Here is a 23,591-nt window from a genome sequence, read left to right as displayed (position 1 = left end):
GCGTTCCGAGCGGCTCCTTGAATTGAGTGTCGGGCCATCTGGACGATAGCCCGGCTGCGATGGTTCGGTTAAGCCTGGGCCGCTAAGACGCGCCGCTCCCAGGGAGTTATTTCATCAAAGAAACTGGTCAACTCCATGGTCTTCGAAGCGACGTAACCTTCGACGAACTCATTGCCGAACAATTCCTTGGCCAACTGGCTACGTTTCAGACGCTCAAGAGCGGCATGCAAGGTACAAGGCAGAGATAAACTGTCCGGCACGGCAAACTCACCCTGAATCGCCGGCGTCGGTTCCAGCTCGTTTTCGATACCGTGCAAACCTGCCGCCAGGCTCGCGGCGATCGCCAGATACGGGTTGGCATCGGCGCCCGGCAAGCGATTCTCGACCCGCCGCGCCACCGGCGAACTGGCCGGAATACGCAGGCCTGCCGCCCGATTGTCATGGGACCAGCAGGCATTGTTCGGCGAAGCGTAAGGATGGCACAGACGCTGGTAGGAATTGACGTTCGGTGCGAACAGCGCAGTGAAATCCGCCATCCCCGCCTGCAGCCCGCCAATGAAGTGGCGGAACATCGCGGTCGGCTCTCCGGCCTCATCACTGAACACGTTACGGCCGCTGGCCGACTCCACCAGGCTCTGGTGAATATGCATCGAACTGCCCGGCGTGTGCGCCAGCGGCTTGGCCATGCACACCACGGTCAGGCCATGCTTGAGCGCCACTTCCTTGAGCAGGTGCTTGAACAGGAATGTCTGGTCGGCCAGCAACAGCGGATCGCCGTGCAGCAGATTGATCTCGAACTGGCTGACGCCCATTTCATGCATGGAGGTATCGCGCGGCAAGCCCAATGCCGCCATGCAGGCATAGACCTCACTGAAGAACGGCCGCAAACCGTTGTTGGAACTGATGCTGAACGCCGAATGCCCATCCTCGCGACGACCGTCCAGGCCAAGGGGCGGCTGGAAAGGTTGGGTCGGATCGGTATTGGGAGCAAACACGAAGAATTCCAGCTCGGTCGCCACCACTGGCGCCAGGCCGCGAGCGGCGTACCGCGCGATGACCTCTTTGAGCTGGCCCCGGGTGGAAAGACGCGAGCTTTCACCGCTCAACTCGTCCGCATCGCAAATCGCCAGCGCACGTGGCTGCGAACTCCAGGGCAGGCGATGAATTTGTTGCGGGTCAGCAGTGAGCGCCAGGTCGCCGTCGTCACTGCCGTAAAAACGCGCGGGTGGATAGCCACCCATGATGCATTGCAACAGCACCCCACGGGCCATCTGCAGACGCCGCCCTTCGAGGAAACCCTCGGCGGTCATCACCTTGCCCCGTGGCACGCCGTTCAGATCCGGAGTGACACATTCAATCTCGTCAATGCCCGTCAATCGCTGAGCGAGTGAACTGCGGCCATCGGTTGTCATGACTCAATCCTTGTTGTTGTACGAGCCGAGAACGGCGACCCGTACAAAATAGGCTCCGGCTGTTCGGAATATCAAGCAGGGACACTCGAAATACCCGGATAGACAACCATCATCCGGCATGCCTTCGCAAGGAGCGCTCTCAAGGAACTTGTCACAAAACACAAGCCAGCTTGCCGAGCTGATGATTTATCGGCCTGCCACGCCCGCCCTATGATTTTTTCGCGCTCGGCTGGTGGAGCATGCGCAAGGCCCCTGCTGACCAACCCGGTCGCCGCGCCGTCCATCGAATCCCATTGACAACGCTTACCCAGAGAGCAGCCACATGCCGCTCCCATTCGCCACAGGAGCTCCACCATGCCCAATGATTTTCCCCAACCCGTGGACGCAGCGCTGGTGCCACGCTTCGCCGGGATTCCAAGCTTCATGCGCCTGCCGGTCTTTGATGACCCGGCCCAGGTGCAGATCGCCCTGGTCGGGGTGCCCTGGGACGGCGGCACCACCAACCGCGCCGGCGCCAGGCATGGCCCGCGAGAAGTGCGCAACCTCTCCAGCCTGATGCGCAAGGTGCACCATGTCAGCCGTATCGCTCCCTATGACCTGGTGCGCATCGGCGATCTCGGCGACGCTCCCGTCAACCCCATCGACCTGCTGGACTCGCTGTCGCGCATAGAAGCCTTTTTCCGCGACTTGCACGAGGCCGGTGCCGTGCCGCTGGCCGTTGGCGGCGACCACCTGGTGACCTTGCCGATCTTTCGCGCCCTGGCCCGCCAGCGGCCAATCGGCATGGTGCATTTCGACGCTCACTCCGATACCAACGACCGCTATTTCGGCAACAATCCCTACACCCACGGCACACCGTTCCGTCGTGCCGTGGAGGAAGGCCTGCTGGACCCGCGACGCACCGTGCAGATCGGTATCCGTGGCTCGGTCTATTCGGCCGATGACGAGGCCTTCGCTGCCGAGACCGGCATCCGCGTGATCCATATGGAAGAGTTTGCCGAGATCGGCGTCGCCGCCACCCTGGCCGAGGTACGACGCGTGGTCGGTGACGGCCCGACCTATGTCAGCTTCGATGTCGACGTGCTGGATCCGGCCTTCGCCCCCGGCACCGGTACCCCGGAAATCGGCGGCATGACCACCCTGGAGGCCCAGCAGTTGATCCGTGGCCTGCGCGGCCTGAACCTGATCGGAGCCGATGTGGTGGAAGTGTCGCCGCCCTTCGACGTCGGCGGCGCCACGGCGCTGGTGGGGGCGACCATGATGTTCGAGCTGATGTGCCTGCTGGCCGAGTCCATCGCCTCTCGCCGCTGACTCGCAGATCCGCACCGGTGTAGGCTTTGCCCATCCCCTTGCCGCGCCTGATGGAGGCCAATGTGCTGGGCAGCCTATCCGATATCGACCTGCGCATGCTGCGGGTCTTTTGCACCATAGTCGACGCCGGTGGTTTCACCGCGGCCCAGGCCAGGCTCAATACCAGCCTGTCGCGCCTGAGCGTGGTGGTACGCGATCTCGAGGAGCGCCTGGGCTGCTCGCTGTGCCGACGCGGTAGCAGTGGCTTCCAATTGACCGAGGAAGGGCTGGAACTTTTCGATGCTGCGCAGTTGCTGTTTCGCGACATCGAGCGCTTTCGGCAGCAGGCCAACCAACTCGGCGGGCCGGCACGCGACCATCTGCAGATCGGCAATGTCGACAGCATGCTCAGCCTGTCCTATGCGCCATTGCCCCTGGCCATCAACCTGTTCCGCCAGCGCCTGCCGGAAGTCCGCCTGGGCCTGCACATACTGCGTCCCGACGAGCTTGAACAGGCCGTGCTCGACGAGCGCCTGCACCTGGCCATCGGAGCCTTCCACCACCAGCTCTCCGGGCTGCGCTACCAGCCGCTGTTCGAGGAGGAACAAAATCTCTATTGCGCTGCTGGGCACCCGCTGTTTCAACGCAGCGACACCGACCTGACCCTGGAAGAAATATGCAACACACCCTATGTCGGTCGTGGCTACATGGCTGAGAACCAGCGCCCCCATGGCCTGTATTTTTTGCAGAGCGCCACCGTCTACACCATGGAAGCGATTGCCACCCTGGTATTTTCCGACAGCTATCTGGGTTACCTGCCCAGCCACTATGCCGCCAACTGGGTGGCCAGGGGCCAAATGCGCGCCCTGTTACCGCAGCGCCTGGCCTATCGTTCGACCTTTCACTGCATCACCCGCCAGGGCCAGGAGCCGAAAGCCGCCCTGACCTGCTTTCTACAGGCCCTGGAGCAAGCGCAACAGCAGCTGGCTCAGGGCAGGTAGAGACTGAACACACCGCCGCCCAAAGGCCCGCCGTTGCGAATCTCGGTACGTCCGCAGACACCGTTGCGCTGATGCAGCGCGGCAATGCGCCCGGCGAAGTACAACCCCAGGCCGGTGCTGCCGCTGCTGTGATTGATGCCTTGCACGTAGTCGGCCTGGTTATCGATCATCGACTGCGGATAACCCTCGCCATCGTCATTGATGGTCAGCACCGTCTGCCCGCCTTCATCGTGCACGCTGACCAGCAACGCATGGCGCGCATAACGAATGGCGTTGTTGATGCAGTTGTCCAGCACCGAGGCGATCAATTCCCGATCGAAGAACCCCAGGGGGGTCAAGGGATCGACCTCATAGGTTGCGGCAATGCCACGACTGACAAATACATCCTGATGGCTGACCAGTTGCGCCTCGATGAAGTCATCCAGTTCGTGGTAACCCGGCTGCACCGGCAACTGGTTGACTCCCAATTTGTAGAGCCCCAGCAGTTGCACCAGCATGCCGTTGAGATGGGCAAACTCGAACTCCATCACGCCCTGCTCCGGCGTGCCCTGGTGCGCCTGCGGCAGTGCCGCCAGCCACTGGGCATGGGCCTGCATGAGCAGGGTCAGGGAGTTCTTCATGTCGTGCACGGTAGAGGCGATCACCGTGGAAAAGTCGAGAGCCTGTTCGTGGGTATTCATTCGCCAAACGCCTTGCTTCGCAGCTTCTGATAACGCGGATAACGCGCGTCGGTATCGGGCATCAGGCCGACCATTTTCAGACAGGTCCGGCACTCATCCAGCAGTGCCGTGTCCTGGGTGATGTCGGTGCCGTGCAATAGCGACTGCGCCATGTTCAGGGCAATACTGATGTTCTTCGGTTGCATGGCCAGGGCCCGACGGAACAGATCCCGGGCTTCGCCCAGCGCGCCGGCCTTGTAGCTGCGCACGCCTTGACGGTTCATGTCCGCCGCGGCGTTGGCGGAGTTGAGGATCGCCGGATCATCGGTGAGCTTGGCAATGCCCTCCATTACCTTCGGGTCGTCGCCGTAGATTTCCGCACAGTTCTTCAGCATCGATGCGCCGGCATCGGCCTGTCCCAGCATCTGCAGTTGCTTGGCTACCAGCAACGCCGCTTCCGGGCTCATGAACTGCTCCATCCCGTCCAGACGCAGCATCGCCTGCTCGGTGAGTTTTTCCGCCGTTTCAGCATCGTTGAGCAACAAGCTGGTGGCCTTCATCAGGCGCGCGCGAATCTGCAGCCCCGGATCGCTGGGATTTTCCTTGGCCACCGCACTCAGGGTGCTGTTGATTTCCAGGCGCGTGCGGGTATCCAGGCCCCTCTCGCTGCCCTTGCTGATCAACGCATGGGCCAGGCCAAGGTTGCTTTCCGGATCCTTGAAACGCGATTGCGCGCCTTGCGACACCGCCTGGCGATACGCCTTGGATGCGGTCTCGAAGTCTTCGTTGGTCATCGCCAGCTTGCCCAGCAGCGCTTGCCGGCGCACGGCCAGCGGCGACAGGCGCACCGCCTCCTCCAGCACACTCTGGGCGCGCCTGGAATCACCCTCGGCGAGCAGCACATCGGCCATGCCATCGTAGAGCGCCGGCATCATCGGGAAGGCCTTCAAGGCCTTTTCATAGATGGCCTTGGCCTGGGTCACCTGGCCACGCTTGAACAGCAGACGCCCCAGGCCGACATAGGCCCACGGCAACGGGCGATCCGCCAGGATGCTCTCGTACAAACGCTCCAGCGCCTCGTTCTGATTCATGTCACGCAGGGCATCGGCCCGGTAGCGCAGGCACAACGGCGAATAACGCGGATCCTGCTTGCACAGGGCGATGCAGGCATTGAGCACCTCGAGCGGCTTGCCGCGATCGAGCGCCTGCAGGATCGGCTTGAGCAACGACTTGCGCTGCTGCAGCCGCTCCAGTCGCTGAGCCAGGCTGGAGCGGTTGAAAGGCTTGGTCAGATAGGCGTCCGGCTCGTGCTCGAGGGCGCTGAGCACCATCGACTGGCTGGTCTCGGCGGTGACCATGAGAAACACGCTTTCATGGCTGATCAGCTTGTCGGTCATCAGGTCTTCGAGCACCTGCTGACCATTCTTCTTGCCGTCGCCCAGGTGGTAATCCTGCAGGATGAAGTCATAACGCTTTTGCGCGCACATGCGCAGCGCCTGCTCGCCTGTATCGGCAGTGTCTACGTCCTTGACGCCCAGCTCACGCAGCATGGACCGGACAGAACTGCGGAAATCCGAGAAATCATCGACGATCAAAAAGCTTTTTTGGTGGTACGCCAGCATCGAAGATTCCAGACCCGTAAAAAAGATGAAGCCCGCGGCAACAGCAGGACACGCTCAAGGTCGCCCCCCTTGTTGCCCCCGGACAACGATAATGGCCAAAGGCCATCAATGCATTCTACATCAACCTACAATGGCGCCCGCCCGCTCTCGCCGGACACTCGGTCCATGGCCCCGCCATTTGACCTGCAACAACATCCATGGGGTTATCGGCCGATTCCGGCGTTCCCTTATAGATAGGTGCCAAAAGCATTCGATATCCTTGCTCGCGCCGCCCGCCAGCTCCGGTTGCGGCAAACTCCATCGGGAATATCAGCCGCACGGCATCAACTTTAAGCCAGCCACGCCGATACCTTGCAGACAGACAGCAACAGTCAAAACGAGCGCAACATGCAAACCTGTATCCAAAACCTCATCGACCAGGGCGCCCATATCTTCGGCGAGATCCTGGACGCTGACCGCACGCAGGCGCTGTACCGCGAAATGATCGCCGCACGGGCCTTCGGGGCAGGGCTGTTCATGGACGAGGCTGAATACCTGGCCCAGGAAAACCACCTCAACGCCAACCCGAACAAGACCTTCAACTTCCTCAATGGCTTCGAGTCGCAGTTGCAGTTCATCGAGCAGGACCCGCGCCTCACTGCAGTCCTCGATGAAGTACTCGGCGCCGACTATGAGGTGGTGATCAAGAAAGCGGTGTGCGGCGTACCGGACTCATGGCTGCCGGACTGGGTGCGGGAAAAGATCCGCGATGTGAATGTGGCGAACCTGGGGCCCTATATCAAAAAACCCTTTCGCGACATCACCTACTTTCGCGGGATCGACTTCCACCAGGACATCATCGATTGGCCCCAGGGCCGAGTGGAACTCGACCCCTCGACCTTTCTGACCCTGTATGTGTACCTGCACGACGTCACCGAAAACGACTCGCCCCTGCACCTGATGCCCGGTACTCACCGCTTTGGCGCCACGCTGTTCCCGCATCGACTGGAACATCAGGAGCACGATCGGTGGACCTACGCCGACGATCATGGACAGCAGATGACCTGCCAGGATTACCGGCTGACCGGCGGGCCGGGTTACGTCGGGCTCTGGCATAACTGCACCTTGCATGGCACACGGCCGGTGGCCAACGAGTCGGAGCAGTTCCGCCTGTCGCTGCGTTATCTGCTGGGCAAGTCCCGAGGCAATACCGGCAAGACCGCGATCGACACCATCAACGGTGCGATCCAGGGTGAGTTGCAACCGGTAAGGACCCGACGCGACCTGAACGCCAAGGGTATCGCCCAGATCAAGGGCAACATCATCAATAACAATGGCTAGCGTCACCGCTTGCAGCGAACGGGCGAACCGCTCGGGTGACGATTTACCAGCGGCTGCACCAGTAAGACGAGGTCAATGTGTCAACAGGGTTTGGACAGAAAGCGCGGGTGCTGATATTCGGCACCGGTGCCGGCGGCATCAATTTCTACAAGTACAACCGCCGCCGCTACCGGGTGATCGGCTTCGTCGATAACAACCAGCAGAAGCAGGGCCAGCATCTGTTCGGCAAGTTGATCCACGCCCCTCAGCAACTGAGCGCGCTGGTTTTCGACAAGATCATCATCGCCAGCGATTACTACAGTGAGATCTACCCGCAGCTCACCGACAAGCTGGCGATCGATGAACAACGGATCGAAGTGTTCCATGGCGCACAGATCAGCTCGCAACTCCCATGGTTCCAGCGCATAGGCAAACGCCTGGAACAACTGGGCTATGAACGCATGTGCAAGCAGCCGGGACTGATCAGCGACCTGCTGTATCGCCTGCTTTTTCGACGCCAGGATACCCGGCGCCTGGCCTTGCGCTGGCTGGATGAAAGCGCCGAGCACAAGGTCCATGTGTTTCGCCGGAGCCAACCGGGAAGCAGCCAGCCGCCACGGTTCGTCCACCAATCGACACTGGCGATCACCCTGGAATTACCCGAGGTCGCCCTCTATCACTTTCGCCAGGGGCAGGTCTGTTCGGTGTCCCGTTCGGTGATACTGCCAAATGGGCAATTGGTGCTGGAGCGAGTGCCCACGGCAAAGTCCTCGCAGGCCGACTATAGTGCTGCGCACCTGCTCTACCACGGCCAGCGCCTGGCCCTGGTCAGGACCGGCAAACCCATCGAGCTGGACAAAGGCCTGCTGATCAGCGGCTGTAACGAGCAGAACTATTACCACTGGACGGTAGAAGTCTTGTCTCAACTGCAATTCGTGGCCGAACTGCCGCCGCAATATGCGGACTATCCACTGCTGATCTCCAAGAGCAGCCAGAACATTCCCTCGATCAAGTCCCTGATCGAGGCGATTGGCGTTGACCGCCCGCTGGTACTCCTGGACAACATCACCAGCTATCAAGTGGCCGACCTGCTGCTGATCAGCGCGCCCAACAACATGATCCCGAACTTCAAAGGCGTGGCACAGAACAGTGCCAGCAGCGGCTTCGTACGCCCGGAATCGATCAACTTCCTGCGGGAAAAAGCCCTGCGCCTGGCCCATGGCATCCCCACCGGCGAACTCCCCAAGCGAGTATTCCTGGCCCGCAAAGGTTTTCTCCGGCACTACAACCAGGCCGAGATCCTCAAGCTGCTGGAACCCTATGGGTTTACCTGCGTGTACATGGAGGAACAGGACATCAGCCATCAGGTGGCGATCATGGCCAATGCCGAAGTCATAGTCGGCCCCACCGGCGCGGCCTGGACCAATCTGATTTTCGCCTCGAAAAACGCCCGCGCGCTGTGCTGGATGGCCGAGGAGTATGGGCAACTGTCATGTTTTTCCAACCTGGCGGCGATCGTCGGCGTGGAAATGGACTACATCGCTTACCGGGTGGGCTCGACCGACTCCCGAGAACTGTATTACCGAAATTATCGGGTCGACGCCAAGCGCGTTGAAAACTGGCTGCAACAGCATTTGTCGAAACGGCTCGAAGGGGAGACGCGATGAAGATTCACATTCTGCCGCTGCAGACCCACGGCGATGACCGTGGTTCGCTGATCGCCCTGGAAGAAGGGAAAAACATCCCCTTCCCGGTGAAGCGGGTGTACTACATGTTCAATACCGGTGAAGGAGTTCGCCGCGGCTACCACGCTCATAAGACCCTCAAGCAGGTGGCCATCGCCGTACGCGGCTCGTGCCGTTTCCTGCTGGACGACGGTCGGGAAAAAATCGACATCACCCTGGACAATCCTTGCCAGGGCCTGCTGATCGAATCCTTTATCTGGCGTGAAATGTATGACTTCTCTCCAGACTGTGTGCTGATGGTCCTGGCCGATCAACTCTATGAAGAAGGCGACTATGTTCGAGACTATGCCCAGTTCATGGACATGGTCGGACAATGACTCAAATGATGAATATTCCGTTTCTGGATTTGAAAGGCATCAATCACGAATATGCCGATCAGCTCAAAGCCGCTTGCAGCCGTGTGATCGACTCCGGCTGGTACCTGATGGGGCGTGAGCTTGAGCAATTCGAGGCCGCGTTCGCCGATTACTGCGGCAGCCGGCATGCCATCGGCGTCGCTAACGGCCTGGATGCCCTGACCCTGATCCTGCGCGCCTGGAAAGAGCAAGGCCGGCTGCAGGCCGGTGATGAAGTGATAGTGCAGAGCAACACCTTTATCGCCACCATCTCGGCCATTCTGGAAAACGATCTGGCGCCGATCCTGGTAGATGTCGACCCTGCCACCCACAATCTGGAGATCGAGGCCGTCGAGCGGGCCATCTCGGAAAAAACCCGAGTGATCCTGCCGGTGCATCTTTATGGGCAGCTGTCGCCGATGCCGCAGATCATGGCGCTGGCCCACAAGCATGGCCTGCTAGTGCTCGAAGATGCCGCCCAGGCCCATGGCGCCGAGCTGGTCGGGTGCAAGGCCGGCAACTGGGGCGATGCCGCGGCTTTCAGCTTCTACCCCGGGAAGAACCTCGGAGCCCTGGGCGACGGCGGCGCCATCACTACCAACGACGCCGAGCTGGCAACCCTGGTCCGGGCGCTGGGCAACTACGGTTCGCGCGTCAAGTACCAGCACGATCATCAGGGGGTGAACAGCCGCCTCGATGAAATCCAGGCCGCGATGCTCGGAGTGAAGCTGGCGCACCTGGACAGCGATACTGCCCGTCGACGCAGCATCGCCCGCTACTACGGCGAACACATCCGGCACCCGGGAATCACCCTGCCCTCGGTGACGACTGCGAGCGCCCATGTCTGGCACCTGTATGTCATTACCTGCCCATGGCGCGATCAGTTGAAGGCGCATCTGGCCGAGCGTGGCATCCAATGCCTGGTTCACTACCCACTGGCGATCACCGAGCAGCGGGCCTACAGCGATCTGGCCATGACCTCCCAGGCATCCCGGGCGCCGCTGCATGACTCGATCCTGTCATTGCCGATCTACCCGACATTGGGCCAGGAACAACAGCAACACATTGTCACCGCCATCAACCAGTTCACCGCCCACTGATGCGCCTGTTGCGAAGTGCCTAGAAAGCACCTCGTAACTGAGCGAACTGCTCGTCAGTCACATAGTCGGCAAGTGCCCGACCGCAATGGTCGGCAGCCTCGCGCCCTTGCGCAGCAACAACTGAAAGGTTTTACGACAACGCCCGGTGAGGTAGGCATCCTTGGCATACATCAAGGGCGTCGTGCCTTTGTTGTTGGGCCGCTCCGGGTCGGCACCTTGCTGCAACAACCAGTCAACCACTATGCCTTGGCTGATACGGGCAGATTGCGTCTTTATCAGCCTTTTCGCTTGATATGTGACACCCAAAATGCAACATCACCAGGAGAACACCCTAACTGATACAGGTTGTATTATGTTCATCCGCGCCTACCTTCGAGCATCAACCGACGAGCAAGATGCAGGCCGCGCCCGCACAGCTCTCGAAAAGTTTGCAAGTGACCAGAACAAAGTCATTGCCTGCGAGTACCTGGAGAACGCCAGCGGAGCGACCGCAGACCGGCCTGAACTACTTCGCCTGCTCAAGGATGCCCGCAAAGGTGATGTGCTGCTGGTGGAGTCAATAGACCGCCTCTCACGCCTTCCCGTGGAGGATTGGCAGAAGCTCAAGGCCGCTATCGACTCCAAGGAATTGCGTATCGTCGCACTCGATCTACCAACCAGTCACCAAGGGATGCAGGACACCAGAGGCGACGAGTTCACCGGACGAATGTTGGAAGCGATCAATTCAATGCTGGTGGAAATGATGGCCGCCATTGCCCGTAAGGATTACGAGCAGCGACGCGAACGCCAGGCCCAGGGAATCGAGAAGGCCAAGGCTGCTGGCAAGTATCAGGGGCGCCCCATCAACGCCGATCTGCATAAACGCGTCACAGAACTACTCGGCGCCGGCCTCGGCATTCGAGCAACTGCTCGGCATGCAAGTTGTTCCACAACGACTGTCTTACGCATTCGAGACCAGTCAAAGGCTTAACCTCCGCCCCCACTCATATACACAGAGAATGCAATCAATGGACGATCCCAAAAACGCCCGGCGCAGCGACAGTCTTGACTTGGCGTATAACGCAGCTCTCACAAAGCTAGATGTAGCTACGTGTGAAGCGATGGCAGTTAGCCAAGCCATTGATGTTGAAAACTCGGAACTGCATCTAGGTTTCTCAGTGCAGATTTTCAAAAAGCTATGCAGCCACTCCGTCGCGTTGATCTGCGCAGTACCCCGATCACGCTGGGTGAAATCTGAGTTCGAAAATTGGGATTTCGCCTGTGCCGCAGGACAAAGCCGAGCAATCATCGAGGGCTTTTTACTATTCCTCTACCTTTCCCAAACGCCCTCGTGTAACGCGGAATGGACGGCGAAGCTATTGGTTCTCTATGTCAACGACTGCACGAGGCGGGCGAAAATGATGGCCAACGTCAAAGCAGTAGACGCGGCGGAAGATTGGGTGCGCCAAGCGGAAGAATTAAAAGACAGGCTAAAGCTAAACCCATGGTTCCTCAATCTAGACGGTAAGACTCAAAAGCGCTGCCTAGCCGGGGACCATCTCATGATCTCAAGCAGGGACGAAATTCTTGAGCTGGCGGGCTGGGAAAAAGCTGAGTTCTACGCGATTTGGGATCTGCTTTCACAATATGCACACGTGCTACCAATGTCCTTCACACGAATGGAGCCTGACGGTCGCGGATCAGGCGCAGCAAACGAAGCAGACGCAGACTATCTCACAGCCACAATAGCGTGGTGCGCAGACACCCTACATGCGGCTACTAATAGAATGACAGCTGGCTTTCCATCCACAGAAACAGTCCGACAAGGTCTAGATTCAAAATTCGAACCAGGACCAAAAGAGAATCGCCCATGAACAGGGCCAAAGGAAACAGCAACCTAGCTGACAACTGCACCCACCCTGCACCTTTGGAGATATTTGAGTTAGGGGCTGAATCGCTAGAGGCCTTGAGTTATATGGTGTCCCAGGGCAGGTTCGAACTGCCAACCTTCCCCTTAGGAGGGGGATGCTCTATCCAATTGAGCTACTGGGACAAATTGACCACCGCGTGTACTGCCGCGGTGCAAAGGACGGCGTGCATGTTAACGGCCAGCCCTGCTTTTGTCATGTTGTGAGTAGGGCTTTTTAACCGGTGGCGGCCTCTGACCATCAGGCAACTTGCCAGAGCTACCGTGCAAATTGCATCACTGCAAAAAGCCATCATTGCAGAATGCAATCCACTGCCTTATAAAAACCCTAATAAATCATTGTTTTTAAAGGGTTTATTAGAGGTTAGACTCTTGGCATGAGCGCTGCTTCCTCTCCATGAAAGAACAGTGGAGATCAAAGCCCATGAACAGCGCCCTTCTTCTATCGAATGCCATTGCCATCGCCGTCCTGGTGGTCTTCCACTTTCAGCCTGATGGCCGCGCGGATCAGAGTACCACCCCGTACAGGGCCCATTACGTGCAACACCAGGCCCCGCAATTGGCTGTGATGAGCAGCGCATCGGAGAATCCTGGCATGGCACAGGTCGCCGACGCCCCAGAAGCCGTTGTTCTACCTGCCAACCCAAGACCCGAAAGCTGGGTATTTTGAAAATCACCCATCAGGAGCCTGTTAATGTCCCGACTTGCCAAAGGCCTTCTCATCCTGGCAATACTCAGTGCCGCACTGGATTGCTTCACCACTGAAAATACTCTGGGTGATGCGCCCTTGGTTGCCTGTGGTGTTTTTTCCGGCCTGTTCCTGCTGGCGCTGGCGTTGGGACGTAAGATCAAGTTCGACCCTGTACTGCGCTGATCCCCTGCGATCTCAATAGCTTCAGGAAACGCTCAAGCGTCACGGACAGCTCGCTCGAGTTGTCCAGAAAAAACACGGACTCTCCCAGCACGGGCCCGCCCTCAGCGGAAAAAAGAGCGCTTCTCTTGAGTCTCGCCTCGATCTGCGCCGCACTTTCGCGACCGCGGTTCATCAGCCTTTGCCGCAGCACGTCGATGTCCACCGTTAACAGAATCGCCAAAAGCTCCGGATAACGCTGGCGAGCCTGATCCAGGTGAGCCCTTGAGCCATTGATCAGGACATGACGCCCACTGGCCAGCCATTCGTCGATCTGCATGGGAATTCCGTACGCCAGGCCATTAGCCCGCCAGCACAAGGCAAAGGCGCCCTGCCGTTCCAGGCGCTCGAACTCGTCAGCACTTACCCCGTGAGCCTCCTCCCCCACGGATTCCGCGGAACGGGTGATCACCCGCCGCACCACATCGCAGCCGAGCTGCGCCAGAGGACGGCGCGCAGCCTCGATCAGGCTGTCCTTTCCCGATCCGGAAGGCCCCATCAAATAAATCAGTCTGCCTGGCATTCGAAGACTCCATGGCACTCGCAACCTAGTAAATCGGCAATTTGCCACTATCCTGTACAAGGTAGGAAACAATGATCGGATCCGCATGCATGCCCGTCTGGCGACGCACAAGCGCACCACCATCGGACATCAGGACGCGGGCAGATAGGCGGACCAGGCAATCTTTTCAAACCAGTCCGCATTTCTGATAATTGGTGCTGGCATAACGCCTTTACCCAGTTCAATATTTGTCACAGAATTGACGCCAAGGATCTGGCTATCTTGAGGCATGATGCGGGCCTCTTAACAATTCAGGTTGAACATTTGGCAGCAACGCTTGTCCTAACTGACATCCCGCGGCCAATTCCGAGAACCGCTCCCCTGAACTAACCGGTTAAATATATGCGCCCATTGAAACAGGCAATTTATTCCAGCCGTACGGCTGACAAGTTCGTCGTACGTCTACCCGACGGGATGCGTGAACGCATTGCCGAGGTGGCTCGCAATCATCACCGCAGCATGAACTCCGAAATCATCGCGCGCCTGGAACAGAGTCTTATTCAGGAAGGCGCCTTGGGTGAAGAGTTGAGCATGCGCCTGGACAGCCCAGAACTCTCCTTGCATGAACGCGAACTGCTTCAACGTTTCCGTCAACTTTCCCACCGCCAGCAGAACGCTCTCGTTTCGCTGATCGCCCATGACGCCGAAATGGCCGCAGACGCTTCCTGATTCGACCTCGAAAGCTAGAGCCAGCCTTGTGCTGGCTTTTTTTTGCGCGAAATTTGCTGCTCGAACGCTACAAAAACAGAAGCCTGGCTGGCAAGGATGGAGAAAACGATACAGCCCCATTAGAGGGGCTGTACGCGGGATCAAAGCAGGAAGATGGTGGCCAGCCCAAGGAAGATAAAGAAGCCGCCACTGTCGGTCATGGCCGTGATCATGACGCTGGCTCCCATGGCCGGATCGCGCCCCAGGCGCGCCAGCGTCATCGGAATCAGAACCCCCATCAGCGCCGCCAGCAACAGGTTGAGCGTCATGGCCGCCGTCATCACCACACCCAACGACCAACTGCCGTAGAGCAGGTAAGCCACCACGCCGATGACTCCGCCCCAGACCAGGCCGTTGATCAAGGCCACCGCCAGTTCCTTGCGCATCAGACGCGAGGTATTGCCGGTGCTGACCTGATCCAGCGCCATGGCGCGAACGATCATGGTGATGGTCTGGTTACCCGAGTTGCCGCCAATACCCGCCACGATCGGCATCAGGGCCGCCAGGGCCACCAGCTTTTCGATGGAGCCTTCAAACAGACCGATCACTCGCGAAGCGACAAATGCGGTGATCAGGTTGATTGCCAGCCAGGCCCAACGGTTGCGCAGGGAACGCCAGACCGAGGCAAAAATATCTTCTTCTTCACGCAGACCGGCCATGTTGAGGACTTCGGTCTCGCTCTCCTCACGAATCAGGTCGACCATTTCATCGATGGTCAGACGGCCGATCAATTTGCCGTTCTTGTCGACCACCGGCGCCGAGATCAAGTCGTAGCGCTCGAATGCCTGCGCAGCGTCGTAGGCATCTTCGTCCGGATGGAAACTTACCGGGTCGCTGGCCATGACTTCCGAAACCTGTTTCTCCGGATCATTCACCAGCAACCGCTTGATGGGCAGCACACCTTTAAGCACACCGTCATAGTCGACGACGAACAGTTTGTCGGTATGGCCTGGCAACTCTTTGAGGCGACGCAGATAACGCAGAACCACTTCAAGGCTGACATCCTCACGGATGGTCACCATCTCGAAGTCCATCAACGCACCGACCTGCTCCTCGTCATACGACAAGGCGGAGCGAACGCGCTCGCGCTGCTGGCCGTCCAACGCTTCCATCAGCTCATGGACAACGTCTCGCGGCAGCTCGGGAGCCAGGTCAGCAAGTTCGTCGGCGTCCATCTCCTTGGCAGCAGCCAGGAGCTCATGATCGTCCATGTCGGCGATCAGGGTTTCACGTACGGAATCGGATACTTCGAGCAGGATGTCGCCGTCACGCTCGGCCTTGACCAACTGCCAGACAGTCAGACGCTCGTCGAGCGGCAAGGCTTCAAGGATATAGGCAACGTCGGCAGAGTGCAGATCGTCGAGCTTGCGTTGCAGCTCGACAAGGTTTTGCCGGTGGACCAGGTTCTCGACCCGATCCTGATGATGACCTTCCTGACGATGAGTCAGGTCTTCGACCACCCGCTGGCGCTGCAGCAGCTCAACGACTTGAGCGAGGCGATCCTGCAGGCTGTCTTGTGTTTTCTTTACTTCTACTTCGGTCATAGGCGAACTCCACTCCCAGCAGAGGAGCACGCCGGAAGGATCAATCAGTCAATTCATGATTGTAAAAACGGGATACTGAGTAACTACTGGGTAAGTCCATGGAGGTATTCCACAAGCCCCGGCGGGGCTGACGGGCGCAATCATACACCGCTTGACGGCTTTAAACGTTAAAAAATCATGGCAAGAACAAGCGCTTGCGGCGCAAAGCTGAAGAAGCGCTGAATCTATAAAGCTGCGACGCACCATCCGAAAAAGAAAACACACCCCAGACCAAAAAACTGCGCCCGGAACTCGCTCCCGCTATCGATTCACAATTGCCGGGAGTTTTCGAAAGGCCACATCAAAAGGACAGGCACACGCTGAATACGACGCCAGAATGATCGCGACGTTCAAACAGAGGAACCAATAAAGAAGGGAGAAAACCCAAACGGCAGAAAGCAAAAAGCCCGCAATAAATGCGGGCTTCTTGGTATATGGTGCACTCGACAGGATTCGAACCTGTGACCGCTCGGTTCGTAGCCGAGTACTCTATCCAGCTGAGCTACGAGTGCAATTTGTGTTTTTAGACCAGACCACAACTGGCTGAAGCCAAGTTATTCACACTACTGCAAACAACTCTTAAATGGTGCACTCGACAGGATTCGAACCTGTGACCGCTCGGTTCGTAGCCGAGTACTCTATCCAGCTGAGCTACGAGTGCATTTGTTGCCGCGCATTATAGGCCGTTAAATCTTTTTGTAAAGCACTTTTTCTAGTAATTTCAACAACTTACAGAAGAAGTCAGATTACAACGAACTAAGCAAATAATGGCGGAGAACGGGGGATTCGAACCCCCGACACCCTTTTGAGGTGTACTCCCTTAGCAGGGGAGCGCCTTCGGCCACTCGGCCAGCTCTCCGCAACACGGGGCGTATATTAACCAGCTTTCTCCCCGTTTGCAAACAAAAAAAACGATAAAAATTAATGGCTTGGTTCTTCGTCCTTCTCTTTCTTTATCCGCAGGTAAATTTCTTCCCGGTGCACCGCTACCTCTTTAGGGGCGTTGACACCGATACGCACTTGATTTCCTTTGACGCCAAGCACGGTCACGGTGATTTCGCCATCACCAATAATCAGGCTTTCTGCGCACCGACGAGTCAGAATCAGCATACCTTTCTCCTCACGCATTTCATTTCAGGGACAACAGTCTGCAAAAAAAAGGGTATCGACCTACAACCAGGACGGCCGTAGCCCTACACGCCTAAGTATTGACTAGCGCGAGCAAAAGAACAGTTTTCTGTCACGCCGATCAAAAAAACAAAGGGCGCGGTAAACCGCGCCCTTCGGGCAACGCATCACTCGCCCTGTCGGGCCGGAGCGTCCAGTTCGAAAGCCGTGTGCAGAGCGCGCACAGCCAGTTCCAGGTACTTCTCTTCGATCACCACGGAAACCTTGATTTCCGAGGTCGAGATCATCTGGATGTTGATGCTTTCCTTGGCCAGTGCTTCGAACATGCGGCTGGCAACACCCGCGTGGGAACGCATGCCGACGCCAACGATCGAGACCTTGGCGATCTTGGTATCGCCTACCACTTCCCGGGCACCGATTTCACGGGCAGTGTTTTCCAGCACTTGCTGGGCTGCCAGGTAATCGTTGCGGTGCACGGTGAAGGTGAAGTCGGTGGTGTTATCGTGCGAAACGTTCTGCACGATCATGTCGACTTCAATATTCGCGGCACTGATCGGGCCGAGAATCTTGAAGGCCACGCCGGGAGTGTCTGGCACGCCACGGATGGTCAGCTTGGCTTCATCGCGGTTAAAAGCGATGCCGGAAATGATCGGCTGTTCCATGGATTCCTCTTCATCAATAGTAATGAGGGTACCCGGACCCTCCTTGAAGCTGTGCAGTACGCGCAGCGGAACGTTGTACTTGCCGGCGAACTCGACCGCGCGGATCTGCAGCACCTTGGAACCCAGGCTGGCCATTTCCAGCATTTCTTCGAAGGTGATCTTGTCCAGGCGCTGGGCCACGGACACCACGCGCGGATCGGTGGTGTAGACGCCGTCGACATCGGTGTAGATCTGGCATTCGTCAGCCTTCAGGGCTGCCGCCAGTGCCACGCCGGTGGTGTCGGAACCGCCACGACCGAGGGTAGTGATGTTGCCGTGCTCGTCGACGCCCTGGAAACCTGCGACCACAACCACGCGACCAGCCTTCAGGTCACCGCGAATTTTCTGATCGTCGATCTGCAAAATGCGCGCTTTATTGTGCGCGCTATCGGTCAGAATCCGCACCTGGTTGCCGGTATAGGAGACTGCCGGCACGCCGCGCTTGATCAGCGCCATGGCCAAAAGTGCGATCGTTACCTGCTCACCGGTGGAAACGATCACGTCCAGCTCGCGAGGAACCGGCTGACCGTCGCCGCTGATTTGCTTGGCAAGGTCGATCAGACGGTTGGTTTCGCCGCTCATGGCCGACAGTACAACCACCAGGTCGTCACCGGCTTCGCGGAATTTTTTCACCTTGTCGGCGACCTGCTCGATTCTTTCGACGGAACCGACCGAGGTGCCTCCAAATTTCTGTACGATCAAAGCCATTTCTAAGCCGCCTCAGCCCGTAAAGGGGCGCCCATTAATCAATCAAACTGCGCAGCTCCAGAGCCCGCCACTAGACGACGGGCTCGGCTTGGAACCTTAAATCCCCTGCTCGACAAACGGAACGGTCAGGGCCAGCGCGGCATCCAGCGCAGCGGCATCGACACCACCGCCCTGCGCCATGTCCGGACGACCACCGCCCTTCCCGCCCACTGCCGCAGCGGCTTGCTTCATCAAATCACCGGCTTTGAGTTGGCCAGTCAGGTCCTTGGTTACGCCCGCAACCAGTACGACCTTTTCCTCATGGACACTGCCGAGCAGGATCACTGCGCGACCGAGTTTGTTTTTCAACTGATCGACCAGCGCCAGCAGCGCTTTGCCGTCCTGGCCGTCCAGGCGCGCCGCCAGCACTTTCGCGCCTTTGACATCCAGCGCCTGCGCCAACAGGTCGTCGCCAGCGGCACTGGCCGCCTTGGCCTGCAACTGCTCGAGTTGTTTCTCCAGCAGGCGGTTGCGCTCCAGCACGGCCGACAGCTTGTCGATCAGGTTGTCACGGCTGCCCTTGACCAGGGTCGCCGCTTCCTTGAGTTGCTCTTCCGCAGCGTTCAGGTACGCCAGTGCCGCGGCACCGGTGACGGCTTCGATACGCCGTACGCCAGAGGCCACGCCGCCTTCGCTGATGATTTTCAGCAGGCCGATATCACCGGTGCGATTGGCGTGGATACCGCCACACAGTTCGACGGAGAAATCGCCGCCCATGCTCAGTACACGCACGCTGTCGCCGTACTTCTCGCCGAACAGCGCCATGGCGCCCTTCTGCTTGGCGGTGTCGATATCGGTTTCTTCGGTTTCCACCGCGGTGTTCTTGCGAATCTCGGCGTTGACGATGTCTTCCAGGGCCTTGATCTGCTCAGGCTTGATCGCTTCGAAATGGCTGAAGTCGAAACGCAGGCGCTGGCTGTCGACCAGCGAGCCCTTCTGCTGTACATGCTCGCCCAGCACCTGACGCAGAGCGGCGTGCAGCAAGTGGGTGGCCGAGTGGTTCAGGGAAGTAGCGTGACGCACTTCGGCATCGACCTGGGTTTGCACCGGTGCACCAACGGTCAGGCTGCCGCTGGCCAAGACGCCGTGGTGCAGGAAAGCCCCGCCGGTCTTGGTGGTATCGCGCACGTCGAAACGTGCGTTACCCGTTTGCAGGTAACCGCAGTCGCCGATCTGGCCGCCCGACTCGGCGTAGAAAGGCGTCTGGTCGAGAACCACCACGCCCTCTTCGCCTTCGCTCAGCACGTCGACCGATTGCCCTTCCTTATAAAGAGCAACCACCTTGGCCGAACCACTGGTGGCGTGATAACCGGTGAATTCTGTGGCCACATCGACCTTGACCAGGCTGTTGTAGTCCATGCCGAAGGAGCTGGCGGAACGGGCACGTACGCGCTGGGCTTCCATCTCGCGCTCGAAACCTTCCTCGTCGAGGGTCAGTTCGCGCTCACGGGCGATGTCACCAGTCAGGTCCATCGGGAAACCGTAGGTGTCATACAGCTTGAACACCACGTCGCCCGGTACCACCGTGCCTTTGAGTTCGGCCAGGTCCTGCTCGAGGATCTTCAGGCCCTGCTCCAGGGTCTTGGCGAACTGTTCTTCTTCAGCTTTCAGTACGCGCTCAATGTGCGCCTGCTGGGACTTCAGTTCCGGGAAGGCTTCGCCCATTTCGGCAACCAGGGCAGCGACGATCTGATAGAAGAAGCTGCCCTTGGCGCCCAGCTTGTTGCCGTGACGGCAAGCGCGGCGAATGATGCGACGCAGGACATAACCGCGGCCTTCGTTGGAAGGCAACACGCCGTCGGCAATCAGGAAGCCGCAGGAACGGATGTGGTCGGCCACGACTTTCAAAGACGCCTGGGCGTCGTTGGTGCAACCGATGGCCTTGGCCGCCGCGTTCAGCAGGCTCTGGAACAGGTCGATTTCATAGTTCGAGTGAACGTGCTGCAGGACCGCACTGATCCGCTCCAGGCCCATGCCGGTGTCCACCGACGGCGCTGGCAACGGATGCAACACGCCATCGGCGGTGCGGTTGAACTGCATGAATACGTTGTTCCAGATCTCGATGTAACGGTCGCCATCCTCTTCCGGCGAGCCCGGTGGGCCGCCCCAGATGTCGGCGCCGTGATCGTAGAAAATCTCGGTGCAAGGACCGCACGGGCCGGTATCGCCCATGGTCCAGAAGTTGTCGGAGGCGTATGGCGCGCCCTTGTTGTCGCCGATACGGACCATGCGCTCGGCCGGAACCCCGACTTCCTTGGTCCAGATGTCATAAGCCTCGTCATCGCTGGCGTAGACGGTGACCCAGAGCTTTTCTTTCGGCAGGTTCAGCCACTTGTCGGAGGTCAGGAATGTCCAGGCGAAGGTGATGGCGTCACGCTTGAAGTAATCGCCGAAACTGAAGTTGCCCAGCATTTCGAAGAAAGTGTGGTGACGGGCGGTGTAACCGACGTTTTCCAGGTCGTTGTGCTTGCCGCCGGCGCGTACGCATTTCTGGCTGCTTACGGCGCGGGTATAGGCGCGCTTTTCCTGGCCCAGGAAGCAGTCCTTGAACTGGTTCATCCCCGCGTTGGTGAACAGCAGGGTTGGGTCGTTGCCCGGAATCAAAGAGCTGGAGGCTACACGGGTGTGGCCTTGCTCTTCGAAGAAGCGAAGGAAGGCTTCACGGATTTCTGCGCTTTTCATTAGGTTCTTCCACGGAGACTGCGGCCAAAGGCCTGTGCGAAACGTCATCAGACGAAACGACGGCAAAGGGCCGCATTATATCGGCCCTGAGCTTGGGGTACAGCGTGTTTATACGATAGAGACGGTCAATTGGACGGCTAACACTGTCAGTTGCGGGAAAAATCGATAAAAGTCCCGACGACCTGCTCGATTTGTGCACGACTGACGTCCATATGGGTGACCATCCGCAGCCGCGACGCGGCGCTCAACCTGATCCCGCGCTCGCCGGCGAAGGCCTTGAGCGCTTCTGCCCTGTCGCCCATCGCGACATAGACCATGTTGCTCTGCACCGGCTCGACGTCATAGCCCGCTTCACGCAGCCCCTCGGCCAGCAGTTGGGCATTGGCGTGGTCATCGGCCAGGCGCGCTACGTGATGATCGAGCGCGTACAGGCCCGCCGCGGCCAGGATTCCGGCCTGGCGCATGCCACCGCCGACCATCTTGCGCAAGCGCCTGGCCTTGCCGATCAGCTGCGCCGAACCGCACAGCACCGAGCCCACCGGCGCGCCCAGGCCCTTGGACAGGCACACCGAAACCGAATCGAAGTGCTGGGTGATCTGCCGCGCATCGACACCCAGCTTGACCGCCGCGTTGTACAGCCGCGCGCCGTCCAGGTGCAGGGCCAGGCCATGCTCACGGGTGAAGGCCCGGGCCTGCGCCAGATAGCTCAATGGCAGCACCTTGCCCTGCATGGTGTTTTCCAGCGCCAGCAGGCGGGTACGGGCAAAGTGGAAATCGTCCGGCTTGATCGCCGCGGCGACCTGGGCCAGGTCCAGCGAACCATCGGCCTGGACTTCCAGCGGCTGGGGCTGGATCGAGCCCAGCACCGCCGCGCCGCCGCCCTCGTACTTATAGGTATGCGCCTGCTGGCCGACGATGTATTCGTCGCCACGCCCACAATGGGCCATCAAGCCCAGCAGGTTGCTCATGGTGCCGGTCGGCACGAACAGCGCCTCGGCGAACCCCAGGCGCTGCGCCAGTTCAGCTTCCAGGCGGTTGACCGTCGGATCTTCGCCGTAGACATCATCGCCCGTGACCGCCGTGGCCATAGCTTCCAGCATGCCTGCCGTGGGTTGGGTAACGGTGTCACTACGAAGATCGATAACGCTCATGAATCAGGCCTCGGCAAGGGGACGCGAACGTCGCTGCGGATAAGGAAATTCTTTCGAACTGAATTACTACGGGCACAACCGCGATTTATCAAGGCCCGCCCGGGAAAAGCCCAGCGATGGACATGAAAAACCGATGTTTATCATCCAAACGCCGCAATGCACCGCCGAAAAATATGTGTTACAAACTCACCGCCGCCGCAAAGCCCGGTGGCAACGTTCTCAGGGCGGGGTGTAATTCCCCACCGGCGGTAATTGCGCGCAATGCGCATAGCCCGCGAGCGCTTGGCGACAGGCACCGCTTCGGCGGCCAATGACGGCAAGGTCAGCAGACCCGGTGTGATCCCGGGGCCGACGGTCATAGTCCGGATGAAGAGAGAACGGGATTGGCGCCAAAGGGCCGTCCACAGACCTGCGCATGGCTGCTTGTGCGCCTGGCCTGTACGTACCCTTAAATCCCTTTCGATTCATAACGCCCTGTTTTTCACACAAACAGGAGTCAGAACAGATGCAACCCACCGCAATCGATAGCAAAAGCAAACAGCATCACGGCGAACGCGTGGCGTTTATCCAGGCCTGCTGGCACAAGGAAATCGTCGACCAGAGCCGCAAAGGGTTCGTCAGCGAAATGCTTGCCCAGGGTTATCAGGAAAGTGATATCGACTTCTTCGAAGTTGGCGGCGCCTTTGAAATTCCACTGCACGCCAAGCTGCTGGCCAAGTCCGGTCGTTATGCCGGCATCGTTGCCGCGGGCCTGGTGGTGGACGGCGGTATCTACCGCCATGAGTTCGTCGCCCAGTCGGTGATCAGTGGCCTGATGCAGGTCCAGCTGGAAACCGAAGTGCCGGTGTTCTCGGTGGTCTTGACCCCGCACCACTTCCACGCCGGCGAAGAACATCAGAAGTTCTTCTTCGAGCATTTCGTGCACAAGGGCCAGGAAGCCGCGAAGACCTGCGCCGACACCCTGCACAAGACTCGCGCCCTGCGTCGTCCTGAACAGCGGGTAGCGGTGTAAGCGTCAGACGCTGAAAGCAAAATCGCGAGCCAGTTCGC

Annotated in this window: 23 protein-coding genes, 4 tRNA genes and 1 riboswitch; of the genes, 12 read left to right on the top strand and 15 right to left on the bottom strand. The window is 58.9% G+C overall.

What is annotated here, in order from left to right:
- Positions 1–68: 68 nt before the first annotated feature.
- Positions 69–1,310, bottom strand: coding sequence for a glutamine synthetase family protein (locus BMY68_RS12485; protein ID WP_175534838.1), 1,242 nt, complete (start codon positions 1,308–1,310; stop codon positions 69–71).
- Between the two features lie 456 nt (positions 1,311–1,766).
- On the opposite strand from BMY68_RS12485, the gene speB reads away from it, so the two are divergent.
- A complete protein-coding gene (gene speB / locus BMY68_RS12480; protein WP_007921619.1) occupies positions 1,767–2,723 on the top strand; it encodes an agmatinase in 957 nt (318 codons plus the stop codon).
- 50 nt (positions 2,724–2,773) lie between these two features.
- Complete coding sequence (locus tag BMY68_RS12475; RefSeq protein ID WP_219735409.1) at positions 2,774–3,703, top strand: LysR family transcriptional regulator; 930 nt, start codon at positions 2,774–2,776, stop codon at positions 3,701–3,703.
- On the opposite strand, the gene BMY68_RS12470 is transcribed toward BMY68_RS12475, so the two are convergent.
- Both BMY68_RS12470 and BMY68_RS12465 read right to left on the bottom strand, forming a co-directional pair.
- The gene (locus BMY68_RS12470) at positions 3,691–4,383 is read right to left on the bottom strand and encodes a sensor histidine kinase (protein ID WP_009045144.1); all 693 of its coding nucleotides are present in this window, start codon (positions 4,381–4,383) and stop codon (positions 3,691–3,693) included. The two genes, BMY68_RS12475 and BMY68_RS12470, sit on opposite strands and share 13 nt — an antisense overlap.
- Positions 4,380–5,984, bottom strand: a complete 1,605-nt coding sequence (locus tag BMY68_RS12465) for a tetratricopeptide repeat-containing response regulator (protein WP_085531931.1) — start codon at positions 5,982–5,984, stop codon at positions 4,380–4,382. Before BMY68_RS12465 ends, BMY68_RS12470 begins: the two co-directional genes overlap by 4 nt.
- A 387-nt stretch (positions 5,985–6,371) precedes the next feature.
- On the opposite strand from BMY68_RS12465, the gene BMY68_RS12460 reads away from it, so the two are divergent.
- The 4 genes from BMY68_RS12460 (at position 6,372) to BMY68_RS12445 (ending at position 10,463) form a co-directional block, all read left to right on the top strand.
- Positions 6,372–7,304: a phytanoyl-CoA dioxygenase family protein gene (locus BMY68_RS12460; RefSeq protein WP_085531933.1), complete on the top strand. Its 933-nt coding sequence runs from the start codon at positions 6,372–6,374 to the stop codon at positions 7,302–7,304.
- Positions 7,305–7,381: 77 nt separating this feature from the next.
- Complete coding sequence (locus BMY68_RS12455; protein WP_085531935.1) at positions 7,382–8,950, top strand: glycosyltransferase family 61 protein; 1,569 nt, start codon at positions 7,382–7,384, stop codon at positions 8,948–8,950.
- Positions 8,947–9,345 carry a sugar 3,4-ketoisomerase gene (locus BMY68_RS12450; RefSeq protein WP_009045148.1) on the top strand — a complete coding sequence of 133 codons (399 nt, stop codon included), beginning with the start codon at positions 8,947–8,949 and terminating at the stop codon, positions 9,343–9,345. The genes BMY68_RS12455 and BMY68_RS12450 overlap by 4 nt, the downstream gene beginning before the upstream one ends.
- Positions 9,342–10,463 (top strand): DegT/DnrJ/EryC1/StrS family aminotransferase, encoded by a 1,122-nt coding sequence (locus BMY68_RS12445; RefSeq protein ID WP_085531937.1) that lies wholly within the window; start codon positions 9,342–9,344, stop codon positions 10,461–10,463. Before BMY68_RS12450 ends, BMY68_RS12445 begins: the two co-directional genes overlap by 4 nt.
- 57 nt (positions 10,464–10,520) lie before the next feature.
- On the opposite strand, the gene BMY68_RS12440 is transcribed toward BMY68_RS12445, so the two are convergent.
- Positions 10,521–10,691: a hypothetical protein gene (locus tag BMY68_RS12440; protein ID WP_239694093.1), complete on the bottom strand. Its 171-nt coding sequence runs from the start codon at positions 10,689–10,691 to the stop codon at positions 10,521–10,523.
- 124 nt (positions 10,692–10,815) lie between these two features.
- Between BMY68_RS12440 and BMY68_RS12435 the strand changes: the two genes are divergently transcribed.
- Both BMY68_RS12435 and BMY68_RS29625 read left to right on the top strand, forming a co-directional pair.
- A complete protein-coding gene (locus tag BMY68_RS12435; protein WP_085531939.1) occupies positions 10,816–11,433 on the top strand; it encodes a recombinase family protein in 618 nt (205 codons plus the stop codon).
- Between the two features lie 37 nt (positions 11,434–11,470).
- Positions 11,471–12,316: a hypothetical protein gene (locus tag BMY68_RS29625; RefSeq protein WP_139214886.1), complete on the top strand. Its 846-nt coding sequence runs from the start codon at positions 11,471–11,473 to the stop codon at positions 12,314–12,316.
- A gap of 102 nt (positions 12,317–12,418) precedes the next feature.
- On the opposite strand, the gene BMY68_RS12430 is transcribed toward BMY68_RS29625, so the two are convergent.
- Positions 12,419–12,495 (bottom strand) — tRNA-Arg (locus tag BMY68_RS12430).
- 298 nt (positions 12,496–12,793) lie between these two features.
- Here BMY68_RS12430 and BMY68_RS12425 point away from each other — a divergent pair.
- The gene (locus BMY68_RS12425; RefSeq protein WP_085531941.1) at positions 12,794–13,039 is read left to right on the top strand and encodes a hypothetical protein; all 246 of its coding nucleotides are present in this window, start codon (positions 12,794–12,796) and stop codon (positions 13,037–13,039) included.
- Positions 13,040–13,063: 24 nt separating this feature from the next.
- Positions 13,064–13,243 (top strand): PA3371 family protein, encoded by a 180-nt coding sequence (locus tag BMY68_RS12420; RefSeq protein ID WP_085531943.1) that lies wholly within the window; start codon positions 13,064–13,066, stop codon positions 13,241–13,243.
- Here BMY68_RS12420 and phnN read toward each other — a convergent pair.
- Positions 13,218–13,802, bottom strand: a complete 585-nt coding sequence (phnN, locus tag BMY68_RS12415; RefSeq protein WP_085531945.1) for a phosphonate metabolism protein/1,5-bisphosphokinase (PRPP-forming) PhnN — start codon at positions 13,800–13,802, stop codon at positions 13,218–13,220. The genes BMY68_RS12420 and phnN overlap by 26 nt on opposite strands.
- Before the next feature lie 129 nt (positions 13,803–13,931).
- The gene (locus tag BMY68_RS29880) at positions 13,932–14,072 is read right to left on the bottom strand and encodes a hypothetical protein (RefSeq protein WP_173679801.1); all 141 of its coding nucleotides are present in this window, start codon (positions 14,070–14,072) and stop codon (positions 13,932–13,934) included.
- A gap of 111 nt (positions 14,073–14,183) precedes the next feature.
- Between BMY68_RS29880 and BMY68_RS12410 the strand changes: the two genes are divergently transcribed.
- Entirely contained in the window at positions 14,184–14,510 is a 327-nt protein-coding gene (locus BMY68_RS12410; RefSeq protein WP_003178899.1) for an Arc family DNA-binding protein, read from the top strand.
- 140 nt (positions 14,511–14,650) lie between these two features.
- Here the strand turns inward: BMY68_RS12410 and mgtE are convergent, their stop codons facing one another.
- From mgtE to ltaE, 8 genes are all read right to left on the bottom strand, one after another.
- On the bottom strand, positions 14,651–16,093 hold the full coding sequence (gene mgtE / locus BMY68_RS12405; RefSeq protein ID WP_007921578.1) for a magnesium transporter: 1,443 nt from the start codon (positions 16,091–16,093) through the stop codon (positions 14,651–14,653).
- Between the two features lie 474 nt (positions 16,094–16,567).
- Positions 16,568–16,644, bottom strand: a tRNA-Arg gene (locus BMY68_RS12400).
- Between the two features lie 72 nt (positions 16,645–16,716).
- Positions 16,717–16,793, bottom strand: a tRNA-Arg gene (locus BMY68_RS12395).
- Between the two features lie 107 nt (positions 16,794–16,900).
- Positions 16,901–16,991: transfer RNA gene (locus tag BMY68_RS12390), tRNA-Ser, on the bottom strand.
- 62 nt (positions 16,992–17,053) lie between these two features.
- Positions 17,054–17,242 carry a carbon storage regulator CsrA gene (csrA, locus tag BMY68_RS12385; RefSeq protein ID WP_002554426.1) on the bottom strand — a complete coding sequence of 63 codons (189 nt, stop codon included), beginning with the start codon at positions 17,240–17,242 and terminating at the stop codon, positions 17,054–17,056.
- A gap of 185 nt (positions 17,243–17,427) precedes the next feature.
- Positions 17,428–18,669 carry an aspartate kinase gene (locus BMY68_RS12380; RefSeq protein WP_007921569.1) on the bottom strand — a complete coding sequence of 414 codons (1,242 nt, stop codon included), beginning with the start codon at positions 18,667–18,669 and terminating at the stop codon, positions 17,428–17,430.
- 96 nt (positions 18,670–18,765) lie between these two features.
- On the bottom strand, positions 18,766–21,390 hold the full coding sequence (gene alaS / locus BMY68_RS12375; protein WP_085531947.1) for an alanine--tRNA ligase: 2,625 nt from the start codon (positions 21,388–21,390) through the stop codon (positions 18,766–18,768).
- Between the two features lie 146 nt (positions 21,391–21,536).
- Positions 21,537–22,541 (bottom strand): low-specificity L-threonine aldolase, encoded by a 1,005-nt coding sequence (gene ltaE / locus BMY68_RS12370; protein ID WP_009045156.1) that lies wholly within the window; start codon positions 22,539–22,541, stop codon positions 21,537–21,539.
- Between the two features lie 211 nt (positions 22,542–22,752).
- Positions 22,753–22,924: riboswitch (FMN riboswitch) on the top strand.
- A 122-nt stretch (positions 22,925–23,046) separates the two neighbouring features.
- Between ltaE and BMY68_RS12365 the strand changes: the two genes are divergently transcribed.
- Positions 23,047–23,553 (top strand): 6,7-dimethyl-8-ribityllumazine synthase, encoded by a 507-nt coding sequence (locus BMY68_RS12365; RefSeq protein WP_007921563.1) that lies wholly within the window; start codon positions 23,047–23,049, stop codon positions 23,551–23,553.
- Positions 23,554–23,591 lie beyond the last annotated feature (38 nt).

This window comes from Pseudomonas sp. NFACC41-3 (assembly GCF_900109505.1).
GTDB classification, from domain to species: domain Bacteria; phylum Pseudomonadota; class Gammaproteobacteria; order Pseudomonadales; family Pseudomonadaceae; genus Aquipseudomonas; species Aquipseudomonas chlororaphis.
Note: the sequence above shows the minus strand (reverse complement) of the source record. Positions and strands in the feature narration are given on the sequence as shown.